The 11,612-nt window shown below is 63.0% G+C and carries 12 protein-coding genes and 2 riboswitches; of the genes, 5 read left to right on the top strand and 7 right to left on the bottom strand.

Annotated elements, in window-relative coordinates; translation table 11 throughout:
* The 3 genes from petA to PVW51_RS03765 form a co-directional block, all read right to left on the bottom strand.
* Complete coding sequence (petA, locus tag PVW51_RS03775; RefSeq protein ID WP_269362619.1) at positions 1-561, bottom strand: ubiquinol-cytochrome c reductase iron-sulfur subunit; 561 nt, start codon at positions 559-561, stop codon at positions 1-3.
* 162 nt (positions 562-723) lie between these two features.
* Complete coding sequence (locus PVW51_RS03770; protein ID WP_274573663.1) at positions 724-1,335, bottom strand: glutathione S-transferase; 612 nt, start codon at positions 1,333-1,335, stop codon at positions 724-726.
* A 68-nt stretch (positions 1,336-1,403) separates the two neighbouring features.
* Entirely contained in the window at positions 1,404-2,027 is a 624-nt protein-coding gene (locus PVW51_RS03765; protein WP_274573662.1) for an FMN-binding negative transcriptional regulator, read from the bottom strand.
* A gap of 63 nt (positions 2,028-2,090) precedes the next feature.
* Positions 2,091-2,243, top strand: a riboswitch (FMN riboswitch).
* Positions 2,244-2,320: 77 nt separating this feature from the next.
* Between PVW51_RS03765 and PVW51_RS03760 the strand changes: the two genes are divergently transcribed.
* Positions 2,321-2,770, top strand: a complete 450-nt coding sequence (locus tag PVW51_RS03760; protein ID WP_269362616.1) for a 6,7-dimethyl-8-ribityllumazine synthase — start codon at positions 2,321-2,323, stop codon at positions 2,768-2,770.
* Between the two features lie 51 nt (positions 2,771-2,821).
* Here PVW51_RS03760 and PVW51_RS03755 read toward each other — a convergent pair whose 3' ends face one another.
* Genes PVW51_RS03755 through PVW51_RS03745 form a run of 3 tightly spaced genes read right to left on the bottom strand, consistent with a single transcriptional unit; the run spans position 2,822 to position 6,013 of the window.
* Positions 2,822-3,514, bottom strand: a complete 693-nt coding sequence (locus PVW51_RS03755; RefSeq protein WP_274573661.1) for a thiamine ABC transporter ATP-binding protein — start codon at positions 3,512-3,514, stop codon at positions 2,822-2,824.
* Positions 3,501-5,054, bottom strand: coding sequence for a thiamine/thiamine pyrophosphate ABC transporter permease ThiP (locus tag PVW51_RS03750; protein ID WP_274573660.1), 1,554 nt, complete (start codon positions 5,052-5,054; stop codon positions 3,501-3,503). The genes PVW51_RS03755 and PVW51_RS03750 overlap by 14 nt, the downstream gene beginning before the upstream one ends.
* Positions 5,030-6,013 (bottom strand): thiamine ABC transporter substrate-binding protein, encoded by a 984-nt coding sequence (locus PVW51_RS03745; protein WP_274573659.1) that lies wholly within the window; start codon positions 6,011-6,013, stop codon positions 5,030-5,032. The genes PVW51_RS03750 and PVW51_RS03745 overlap by 25 nt, the downstream gene beginning before the upstream one ends.
* Positions 6,014-6,047: 34 nt before the next feature.
* Positions 6,048-6,147: riboswitch (TPP riboswitch) on the bottom strand.
* 91 nt (positions 6,148-6,238) lie between these two features.
* Between PVW51_RS03745 and aroC the strand changes: the two genes are divergently transcribed.
* From aroC to PVW51_RS03725, 4 genes are read left to right on the top strand one after another with little or no spacing between them, the layout of a single operon-like run.
* The gene (aroC, locus tag PVW51_RS03740) at positions 6,239-7,570 is read left to right on the top strand and encodes a chorismate synthase (RefSeq protein WP_274573658.1); all 1,332 of its coding nucleotides are present in this window, start codon (positions 6,239-6,241) and stop codon (positions 7,568-7,570) included.
* Between the two features lie 7 nt (positions 7,571-7,577).
* Positions 7,578-8,513, top strand: coding sequence for a DMT family transporter (locus tag PVW51_RS03735; protein ID WP_274573657.1), 936 nt, complete (start codon positions 7,578-7,580; stop codon positions 8,511-8,513).
* 20 nt (positions 8,514-8,533) lie between these two features.
* The gene (cobO, locus tag PVW51_RS03730) at positions 8,534-9,130 is read left to right on the top strand and encodes a cob(I)yrinic acid a,c-diamide adenosyltransferase (protein ID WP_274573656.1); all 597 of its coding nucleotides are present in this window, start codon (positions 8,534-8,536) and stop codon (positions 9,128-9,130) included.
* A complete protein-coding gene (locus tag PVW51_RS03725; protein WP_274573655.1) occupies positions 9,130-9,903 on the top strand; it encodes an SDR family NAD(P)-dependent oxidoreductase in 774 nt (257 codons plus the stop codon). The genes cobO and PVW51_RS03725 overlap by 1 nt, the downstream gene beginning before the upstream one ends.
* Positions 9,904-9,949: 46 nt before the next feature.
* Here PVW51_RS03725 and PVW51_RS03720 read toward each other — a convergent pair whose 3' ends face one another.
* The gene (locus PVW51_RS03720) at positions 9,950-11,503 is read right to left on the bottom strand and encodes an alkaline phosphatase D family protein (protein ID WP_269362606.1); all 1,554 of its coding nucleotides are present in this window, start codon (positions 11,501-11,503) and stop codon (positions 9,950-9,952) included.
* Between the last annotated feature and the right edge of the window lie 109 nt (positions 11,504-11,612).

The following is an 11,612-nucleotide window of genomic DNA, read 5'->3' as shown; positions in this document are numbered from 1 at the left end:
TTAACCCAGTTTGATCGTGGACGCGTCCACGAATTCGGCGACGGGCACCGGCAGGTTGCGCGGTGCGGGCCCTTTGCGGATGCGTCCGGCAGTGTCGTAATGCGATCCGTGGCACGGGCAGAACCAGCCGTCGAAATCACCGGCATTGCCCAGGGGCACGCAGCCAAGGTGCGTACAAACACCCATCATGACCAGCCATTCGCCGGTTTCGTCCAGCGCGCGGTTTTCGTCGGTTGCAGGCGCATTCGCCGCAATATTCGCGTTTTCGGCATTCTGATCCGGCAGGTCGCTGACATTGACGGCACGTGCCTCTTCAATCTCTTTCTCGGTGCGCCGACGGATGAACACGGGCTTGCCCAGCCATTTGACTGTCAGCTGCGTTCCTTCTGCGATCCCGCTCACATCAACGCGGATAGACGACAGCGCCAGAACATCGGCAGAGGGGTTCATCTGGTTCACCAGAGGCCAGACAGCCGCGCCAACGGCGACGGCACCTGTGCCAGCGGTTGCGTAATACAGGAAATCCCTCCGGGTGCCTGCGTGATCTTCTGCGTTGGACACGGCTCTACTCCACTTCTTGGCACAGAGGCCATTGGACATACCGGGGGCGGTTCAGCCCCCTGACTTCATCGCGCTGTCTAGCGGGCTGGCGCGCGTCCGTCCAGATGGCAAAGGCGCGCAAACCGTCGCAGGCAGGGAATTATTCCTGCCAATGCCGCCGATTCAGGCCTCAGGCGGCCTGGTTGCCTGCATCGAAGGACGCGATTCGAACCCGTTGAACCACTCCGAAAGCGCATCCTTGCCGCGCCGCCAGCCGCGCGCAGCATGACGAAACTCCACATAACCCAAAGCGCAGGCGACCGCGATCTGGCCCATGTCCAGCGGGCCGCTCAGATGGCTCATCCAGCGGGCATTCAACGCGGTCAGCGCCCGGTCAACCTTGTTCCACTGCGCTTCGATCCACTCGGGCATCTGCGCGTTTTCAGGCCGAAGCCGGCCTTCATAGACCATCAAAAGCGCTGCATCCAGAATACCGTCCGCCGTTGCCTCAAGGGTCAAGGTATCCCAATGCCGCGATCCGGTGCCATAAAGCTTGCCGCCCGCGCGATCATCCAGATAAGCGCAGATCACCCGGCTGTCGTACAGCGTCGGCCCCTCCGGACGCTCCAGCGCGGGCACCTTCCCCAGCGGGTTCTGCGGCAAGAGCGCGCTGTCCGGCTCGACCGGCGTGGTGTGCATGGTTTCCAGCGCGACATCGTCAAGCTGACCGGTTTCATGCAGCAAAACCATAACCTTGCGGACATAGGGCGAAGTGGGTGAATAGGCGAGTTTCATGGCGGATCTCCTGTCGCTTTGGGGCAGTATCACAGGCGCTGTGGTGACAGGCAATGACCTGCGGCGCGCTATTTGTTGCGGTCTGCCCGCATCTGCGCGGCCAGCACCTCCACCTCACTGCCGAATCCATAGCCTGCCAAATGCTCCGCCGCCGCCTCACGCACCGCATCGGGCTTGTTCTGGCTCAGTTTCCAGGTGCCGTCCACGCCGGTGATCTGCATCCGGCACGGCACGATCATCCGCATGAGCTTATCCATGACCTCCGGCGTCATCTTGTCCGTTTTCCAGGGTGCCTTGGGAAGCAGACGCTCTTCATAGGCTGCCGACTGACGGTCCAGAAGATCGCGCAGCTCGCCGGCGGGCCGAACCTCCAGCGTTCCGGTCAGATGGATGGCGACGTAATTCCACGTCGGCACCTGATCGGGCACACCATACCAATCGGGCGAGACATATGAATCGCCCCCGGAAACGGCGATTGTCACGTCAAGCGGGGTCTTGAGCGCGCGGGCAATCGGGTTCGAACGCACCAGATGCAGCTCAACCAGCGCGCCATCCTCGCTGATCAGAAAGGGCACATGGCTGAGCATCGGGGCACCTTCCCCCTGCGCCGCCAGAACACCAAATCCCCTGTCCCGCGCAAAGGCGATATTCCGGTCGGTATCGGCATCATGGAAAACCGGATTCGGATGCATCGTATTCCCCTTCGTCACGCAACGATTCCTACTTGCAGACAATTCTGCGGCTTGGCAACATAAGCCTATTCTCAGGGCGGGGCGAAATTCCCCACCGGCGGTAGGGGAGCAATCCCGAGCCCGCGAGCGCCGGTGCCACCTTCGGGCGGCACCGGGTCAGCAGATCTGGTCAAAGTCCAGAGCCGACGGTCACAGTCCGGATGGAAGAGAATGCGAAGGCAAGGGGGCCACCAGCCCCTGTTGTTGTCGTGATCGCCTTGGGTGGACGTGTCTGGACCAGAAGGAGATCACATATGACACTTGGCTATCAACGCCCCGCCCGCTTCGCCTTTGTCAAAGCTGCGTGGCACGCCGATATCGTGGACCGCGCGCTTGACGGCTTTACCGAAATCATTCCCGCCGACCGGGTCGATGTCTTCGACGTGCCCGGCGCGTTCGAAATGCCGCTCATGGCGCAGAAACTGGCCCGGCAGGACCGCTATGCCGCCATCGCCTGTGCCGCCTTCGTCGTGGATGGTGGCATCTACCGGCACGACTTTGTCGCCGCTGCGGTGGTGGACGGGCTGATGCGCGTGGGGCTTGAAACCGGTGTGCCTGTGCTGTCCGTGTCCCTGACACCGCACCAGTATCAGGAAACCGCACATCACAATGCCATCTATCGGGACCACTTCGTGCTCAAGGGAAAAGAAGCCGCAAAAGCGGCGCTGGGCATGCTTGAGGCCCTGGAACCGATCCCGGCGTAACCCGATCTTTTTGAAAAGATCGGACCGGAATTTTCGAAAATTCCGGCACCTTCAGCCCAGGTAATCCCTCAATTCCGGCGGCGGGTTGTCCATCAGTGCCGCCGCCGGTTGCGGTGCCTCTGCCACGCCGCCCGCGACAAAGATCACCTCATCCGCGATCCGGCGCACATCATCGGGCGCATGGGTCACCATGATCAGTGCCGCCCCCGTTTCCGCCACAAGGTCCTGCACCAGATCCAGCATCTCGTTGCGCAGCGCCGGTCCCAAGGCAGCAAAGGGTTCGTCCAGCAACAGAAGCGGCCGTGCCTGCACCAGCACGCGCGCCAGCGCTACACGGCCCTGCTGCCCGCCGGACAGCGCGCCGGGCCGCTTGTCCGCATATGCGCTCAGCCCCACCCGCTCCAGCGCCTGCGTCACCCGGCTGCGGTCCTCCGCGCTCAGCCGCATATCGGGGTTGATCCCCAACCCGACATTCTGCGTCACGCTCAGGTGCGGAAACAGGTTGTTGTCCTGAAACAACATCGTCATGGGCCGTGCGCCCGGGGCCGCTTGCGTGATGTCCTGCCCCTGCCAGATCAACCGCCCTGCCGTCAGCGGCACGAACCCGCCCAGCGCCCCCAGCAGCGTCGATTTTCCCGCGCCCGAAGGGCCGATCACCGCATATTTCCGACCCTGCTCAAGCGTCATGTCAGCGGACAGCCGAAAACTGCCCAGCGTGATTTCCACCTTCTCAATCCGCAGCATGCCAGCGCCCTCCCCTGTCGCAAATCCAGAACACGCCCAGCGCCATGACCAGCAGCAGCACCGCCGCGCCGGCGGCCGCCTGCATCTGGTAGGACCCCATCAGTCGGTACATCTGCAAAGGCAAGGTGGCGCGGTCCGGATCGGCAAAAAGCGCAATCACGCCCAGATCCCCGATCGACAGCGCCCCCGTCAGCCCCGCCGCAAAGCCGACCTGAGGCCGCAGGCGCGGCAGGATCACCCAACGCCAGAGCGACCAGCCACGCATCTGCAGCGAAGCACTCAACCGGCCGTATTCACGCAACGTGTCCCGCAGGCGCGGCACCAGGATCCGCAGCGCAAAGGGCAAGGCCATCAGTGCATTCACCAGCGCCGTCACCGGCAGCGCCAATGCCACCGGGTCCACCACCGGGTTGAGCAGGATGAACCACCCCGTCCCGATCATCAGCGGCGAGGCGGACAGGCCAAACAGGCCGATGGCCTCCACCCCACCTGACGCCCTGCCGGCGATCCAGCCCGCCATGGGCAGTGCCAGCGCCAGCAAAACCACGATGCTCAGCATGGCCACGCCCAGTGACGCCCCCGCCGCCTGCCAGACCGAAGTCGGCATCATCGGCAGCCCGGCAACGCCCCTCAGCACAACTGCCCCCAGTGGCAGAAGCAGAAAGGCCGCGCCCAGCAGGATCAATGCAACATCGCCCCAGCGCTGGATGCCGCCGCGCGCATCCCACCGGCGCGGCACCCGGTCCAGCCCGCCGCCAATGCCCACAGAAGGGATGAACCACAGCGCCACCATCGCCGCGCCGCCGGCAACAACCAGCTGAACCAGCGACAGCAACGCCGCGCGCGTCAGGTCGAAATCGTAGCGGAAGGTCTGATAGATGGCGAGTTCGATGGTTGTGGCCCTTGGCCCCCCGCCCAGGGTCAGCGCCACGGCAAAACTGGTCAGGCAGATGACAAAGATCAGCGCAAAGGCCCCCGGCACGACCTGGCGCAGCAGCGGCCATTCCAGCGTTCGCGCCACGGCGCGGGGGCTCAGATCAAGCTGCGCCACCAGCCGGAATCGCTCTGCCGGGATGGATTGCCACCCCTGCAGCAGCAGCCGCGTGGCGAGGGGCAGGTTGAAAAAGACATGCGCCAGCACCACACCGTGCAACCCATAGATCGACAGTTCCGGCAGGCCCATGGCACCAAGCACGGTATTCAGCATGCCATTCCGGCCAAACACCGCCAGCAAGCCGATCACGGCGACAATCACCGGCAGGATAAAGGGCACCCCCAGCAGCATCACCAACATGCCATGCCCGAAGAACTGCCGCCGCGCCAGTGCCCGCGCAAGCGGCACCGCCAGCACAACGGAAAACCCGGCAGACAGCAGCGCTTGCATGACCGTGAACCGGATCGCGGCACCGTCGCCGGGGCCAAATCCCCCCGGTTCCGCACGCGAGACAATCCCGACACAGGCCGCCAGCACAACCGCCACCGTCAAACCGGCGGCGGTCATGCCCGCAATGCGCGTTACTGGGTCAGCGCGCTGCGCCATGCCTCGATCGCTTTCTCCTGCACGGCGGCGGCTTCGGTCTCATCGTAGAACAGCACCTTTTCCGGCAGATCCAGCTTGGCCCAGCCGTCCGGCCACTGGTCCTGCGGCAGGGCCGAGGGCAGCGACCAGTTGGCGGCCGGGATCAGTTTCTGGAAGGTTTCGGACATCACGAAGCCCATGAACTGATCCGCCAGTTCCGGCACATCCGTATCTGCCACCTTGGCCACGGTTTCGACCATGAAATAATGCCCCTCCGGAAAGAGCGCGGCATGTTTGGTAAAGTCTTCCTCGGCAAACATGTGATAGGCGGGCGAAGTGGTATAGCTCAGCACCATGTCCGCCTCACCATCGGTGAACATCCCGTAGGAGGTCGACCAATCCTTCGTCACCGTCAGGATTTTCGGTGCCAGCTTGCCCCAGGCTTCCTGCGCCTTGTCGCCATAAACCGCCTCGACCCACAGCACCAGCGCGAGGCCGGAAATGGATGTGCGCGGGTCCTGGATCACGATCTTGACGTCATCAGGCATGTTCAGCAGATCGTCGAAGGTCGCGGGCGGGTTTTCCATGCGCGTGTCATCAAAGACAAAGGCGGTATGCCCGTAGTTGAAGGGCAGGAACACATCATCCGTCCATTCGATCGGCAGCGTCAGCGCGCTGTTGTCCTGACCGTGCGGCGCAAAAAGCCCGGTTGCCCGCGCCTTGGCCGTCACGTCCGAGGTCAGGCCGATCACCACATCTGCCTTGGTCCGCTTGCCCTCCAGCAGCAGGCGCGGCAGCAGATCGCCGGTCGAGAATTGCAGATCGCAATCGCAGATCTTTTCAAATTCCGCCTCGATGACCGGGCCGGGGCCCCATTCGGATGTGAAATAATCGCCGGCATAGACTGTCAGCACAGGCGTCTCGGCCTGCGCGGCGGTTGCGGCAAGTGTCGCTAAAGCAGCAAAAGTGAGATGTCTCATGGCATCCTCCATCATGCGGCGTCAGAAAGCGTTGGATGGATGTCCAGACCTTCCCTCCGCCGGTGTTAACCGGTTCAGGTTCAACGGGTCAGCTTGCGCAATCTCAGCCCGATTGGGCCCCCCGAGGTGCATCAAGAGCTAGGACGCTCTTACCCGACTTGCAAGGCGAAATCCCTTGAGGCCCCTTTGCACGCCCGGTAACAGGGTCAGCAAAGGAGCGTCCCTATGTCGATCAACAGCTTTGGCCACCTTTTTCGTGTCACCACATGGGGCGAAAGCCACGGGCCCGCGCTTGGCGCCACGGTTGACGGCTGCCCCCCCGGCGTGCCGGTGGATGCGGCGATGATCCAGCACTGGCTGGACAAACGGAAACCGGGCCAGAACAAATACACCACCCAGCGCCGCGAGGCGGACGAGGTCCGCATCCTGTCCGGCGTGTTCGAAGGCGTCACGACCGGCACGCCCGTGCAGCTGATGATCGAGAATACCGACCAGCGGTCAAAGGATTACGGCGACATCAAGGACAAGTTCCGCCCGGGCCATGCCGACATCACCTATTTCCAGAAATACGGCGTACGCGACTATCGCGGCGGCGGCCGGTCCTCTGCCCGCGAAACCGCGAGCCGGGTTGCGGCGGGCGGTCTGGCCCGCGAGGCGATCAAGGCAATTGCGCCCCAGGTGCAAATCACCGGCTACATGGTGCAGATGGGCCCGCACAAGATCGACCGCGATGCCTTTGACTGGAACCAGATCGAACAAAACCCCTTCTGGGTGCCCGACGCCAGGGCCGCAAGCGATTGGGCGGAATACCTCGACGGTCTGCGCAAATCGGGCAGCAGCGTCGGCGCGATCATCGAGGTCGTGGCGCGTGGCGTACCCGCGGGCCTTGGTGCGCCGGTCTATGGCAAGCTGGATACCGACCTGGCCGCCGCGATGATGAGCATCAACGCGGTCAAAGGCGTGGAGATCGGCGAGGGCATGTCGGCGGCGATGCTGACCGGCGAGCTGAACGCGGATGAGATATTTGCACCCCCTGCATCCGAAGACATCGTCGAGATCTTTTTCAAAGGTGCCAGACTGGACTCCACGGGAACATATATCATCCGACCTCAGAACGAGAACGACAAGGAACGCTGGTTCAAGGTGAAGGATCTGTTCCATTTCACCGAGGCCGAGGGCGGCATGACGCTTCAGGTCACGCGCAAGGCGCTGAACAAACGCATGATCGCAAATGGCGGCCTGCCGATCGTGAAGCGGGCGGAGCCGAGATATTCTTCCAACCACGCGGGTGGCATCCTCGGCGGGATCAGCACCGGGCAGGACATCGTGGTGCGTTTCGCGGTGAAACCGACCTCCAGCATCCTGACGACGCGCAAGACCATCACCAAGACCGGCGAGGAAACCGAGATCATCACCAAGGGCCGCCACGACCCCTGTGTCGGCATCCGGGCGGTTCCGGTGGGCGAGGCGATGATGGCCTGTGTACTGCTTGACCACATGCTGCTGCACCGGGGACAGGTGGGCGAGAATCGCGGCATCATCGGCCCGGACGCATGAGCCATTCATGAAGGTAGAAGACTTTTCCGAAAGACCCGCGCTCGGGGTTGCACTCAAGATCACCGCAATCTTTCTGTTCACCTGCATGTCGGCGATCATCAAGTCCACCTCGGACGAGATCCCGCCGGGTGAGCAGGTCTTTTTCCGCTCGCTCTTTGCGATCCCGATCATACTGATCTGGCTGGCCCAGCGCGGGCAGTTGAAGATCGGGCTCAAGGCCAGGAACCCCATGGGCCACGTCTGGCGCGGGCTCTTCGGGACCACCGCAATGGGCCTGACCTTTGCCGGGCTCGGCCTGCTGCCCCTGCCCGAAGTCACAGCCATCGGTTTCGCCACGCCGATCTTCACCGTGGTGCTGGCCGCCGTGATGCTGGGCGAGCGCATTCGCCTGCTGCGCATCAGCGCCGTGGCGGTGGGATTGATTGGCGTGGTCATCATCCTGTGGCCCCGCTTTGGCAGTTCACAGCTCGACCATATGGCCACCATCGGCGCCATGCTGATCCTCGGTGCCACGATGATGCGCAGCCTCGTACAGGTGCATCTGCGCCAGCTGGTGCAGAACGAACATACCGCTGCCATCGTCTTCTACTTTTCCGCCACCGCAACCGTGCTATCGCTGCTTACCATGCCCTTTGGCTGGGTGGTCCCGACCAGCCAGACTGCAGCGCTGCTGGTGATGGCAGGGCTGGTGGGCGGTGTTGCCCAGATCCTCGTCACCTCGTCCTACCGCTTTGGATCGGTGTCGATGCTGGCACCCTATGATTATACCTCGATGCTTTTCGCAATTGTTCTGGGCTATGTCATCTTTGGCGAACTGCCCACGATCATGATGCTGGCGGGGGCCGCGCTGGTGATCTGCGCCGGTGTCCTCGTCATCTGGCGCGAACACCAGCTCGGCATGGACCGCAGCAAGGTGCGCGCCGTGTCCGACCCCAAGTCCTGACCCCGTAAAAGGAGAGTGCCATGACCGACCAGTCCCACAAGGAAAAGATGCAGGAGCGTCAGACCGAACAGCGCAAGAAGGTGGCCGAACTGCAGGACCCGGAAATGGGTCTGGTGCTGGTCCATACCGGCGCGGGCAAGGGCAAGTCGTCATCCGCCTTCGGCGTGGTCCTGCGGGCGCTGGGATGGAAACAGCGCGTTGGTGTTGTCCAGTTCATCAAGGGCAAGTGGAAAACCGGCGAGCGACTGTTCTTTGACCGTTTGGGCGGCGTCGACTGGCACACCATGGGCGAAGGCTTCACCTGGGATACGCAAGACAAGGAACGCGACATCGCCGCCGCTCAGGCCGCCTTTGCCAAGGCGCGCGAGATGATGGAAAGCGGCGACTACGATCTGGTTGTGCTGGACGAGATCAACATCGCCATGCGCTATGAATACCTGTCGGTCGAACAGGTCATCGCAGGGCTGGAGGCGCGCGACAAGCGCACCGGCGTGATCCTGACCGGGCGCGACGCCAAGCCGGAGCTGTGCGAATACGCCGATCTGGTCACCGAAATGACCGAGGTGAAACACCCCTTCAAGGCCGGGATCAAGGCGCAGAAGGGCGTCGATTTCTGATGCCCGCAGAGCAGAGCAAGGCCCAGAAGGTTGCGCTGGTTACCGGCGCTGCACGGGGAATCGGGCTGGCCACCGCAAGGCTCTTCATCGAAGAGGGCTGGCTGGTCGCGACATTGGACCGCGATGCGGACGCATTGCAAAAGGCAGCCGCCGACCTTGGACAGGCGGCCAGCGCCTTTGTCTGCGACGTGTCGGACCCTGGCGCCGTGGACCGGACCGTCGCGGATGTGCTGTCGCGTTTCGGGCGGATCGACGCGCTGGTGAACAACGCGGGCGTGGCCGATTTCGGCCCGATCGAACAGACCGATTTCGCCCGGTGGCGCCGGGTGATGGAAACCAACCTAGACGGTGTTTTCCTGATGTCGCAGGCGGTCACCCCCGCGCTGAAGGAGTCAAAGGGCACCCTGGTCAACATCGCGTCGATCTCGGGGTTGCGCGCCTCTACCCTTCGGGTCGCCTATGGCACCTCCAAGGCCGCGGTGATCCAGCTGACCAAACAGCAGGCGGCGGAACTGGGTGAATACGGCATCCGCGCCAATTGCGTCTGCCCGGGCCCGGTGCGCACCAAACTGGCGATGGCCGTGCATACCCAGGACATCATCGACGCCTACCATGACGCGATTCCGCTGAACCGCTACGGCACGGAGCGCGAGATCGCCGAAGTCATCGTATTTCTGTGCTCGGAGAAAGCCAGCTATGTCACCGGGCAGGTCATCGCCTCTGACGGCGGTTTCGAAAGCACGGGCGTCGGCCTGCCTGCGCTGCGCAAATAGGGCAGGCCAAACCGGCCCGCCCCATCTGGTATCGCGGATCGAATACTCAGATCGACGCGCCCTTGGGGTCGAGCGTGACCGAGTAAAGCTCGGTGTCTGCGCGGTCCATCAGACGCACCGTCATCTGCTGGGTCTGCGCGTCAATGTCCACGAGGCCAAAGAACTGCAAGCCGGCGCTGGGCGGCAGGTTCACCTGACCCTCTGCGGGGGCTTTCACGAACTTCAGCTCCGGCCCGAAGGTCGCGTCCAGCGCATTCGGCCCGAACGTGCCCGCATGCAGCGGCCCCGAGACGAATTCCCAGAACGGTTCAAAGTCCTGGAACTGCGCTTTGTCGGGGTTGTAGTAATGCGCCGCGGTGTAATGCACGTCAGCGGTGAACCAGACGGTGTTCTGCACCCGCGCATTCTTGATGAAGCGCAGCAGTTCCGCGATTTCCAGCTCGCGACCGCCTGGTGCGCCGTCGTTCTTGTTGGCCACGCCTTCGATCTTTTCGCCATCGGGTACAACCAGACCAATCGGCATGTCGCAGGCGATCACCTTCCAGGTGGCGGTGGAGTTGGTCAGCTCCCGCTTGAGCCATGCCATCTGTTCGGAACCCAGGATCGTGCTGTCCGCGTTGATCTCGCTTTCCTGCGATGCACCGTTCGGGCCACGGTAGCTGCGCAGGTCCAGAAAGAACACGTCGAGCATCGGACCATAGTTGATCTTGCGGTAAACGCGGTTCGGCTCTGCCGGGGTGATCCGCAGCGGCGTCATCTCGTGGAACGCCTGGGCGGCACGGGCCGCCAGGACATGCACGGATTTCTCGGTATAGCGGTCATCGGCGGTCAGGTCCTTGGACGCCGACCAGTTGTTGACGACCTCATGGTCGTCCCACTGCATGAAGGTCGGCACCTGCGCGTTCAATGCACGCACATGTTCGTCCAGCATGTTGTATTTCCACTGGCCGCGATATTCGTCCAGCGTTTCGGCAACCTTGCGCTTTTCATCGGGCAGAACCACGTTCTTCCACTTACCACCGTCGGGCAGGTCGACCTCGTCCTGCATCGGGCCATCGGCATAGATCGTGTCGCCGGAATGCAGGAAGAAATCAGGCGTATGGCGCGCCATCGTCGCATAGGTGCGCATGCCATCCGCGTCGATGCCCCAGCCCTGACCGGCCGTGTCGCCCGACCAGGCAAAACGCACATCACGGCGTGCGGTCGGCGCAGTGCGGAACCGCCCCACCAGGGGTTCGGAGGTCACGTTGAGGTCGGTCAGATCGGCGGCGGTGAACCGGTAAAAGATATCCTGGTCGCTCGGCAGGTCCTGCAGCAACCGCTTGACCGCCATGTCATGCCCCGGCACCGCGTCCATGCTGGGCAGCTGACGTGCATTGGCAAAGCTCTCCGTGGTCGAAACCTCGACCATCACCCGCGAGGGGCGGTCGGTGCGGGTCCAGATCATACCGGAATTCGTGTCCACATCCCCTGACTGAACGCCATGGGTGAATACGGGCCGGGAGGACGCGCGGCTGATTGCGGGCATTGCAAGAGTTGCGGCAAAGGCGGCGGACCCCGCCAGCACGGAGCGGCGGGTGGGGCGCAGGAGTCTGGTCATGGATGGGTTTTCCCTGTCTGGATGAATTCTGCGCCACTCAAACCGCAGTCGCGTAACGGTCTGCCGACAGTTTCGTGACAAGTTTTTCAAGGTTTCATGACAGCAACCG

Source organism: Sulfitobacter sp. PR48 (assembly GCF_028807335.1).
GTDB lineage: Bacteria > Pseudomonadota > Alphaproteobacteria > Rhodobacterales > Rhodobacteraceae > Sulfitobacter.
This window is presented reverse-complemented; position numbering and strand designations above follow the sequence as displayed.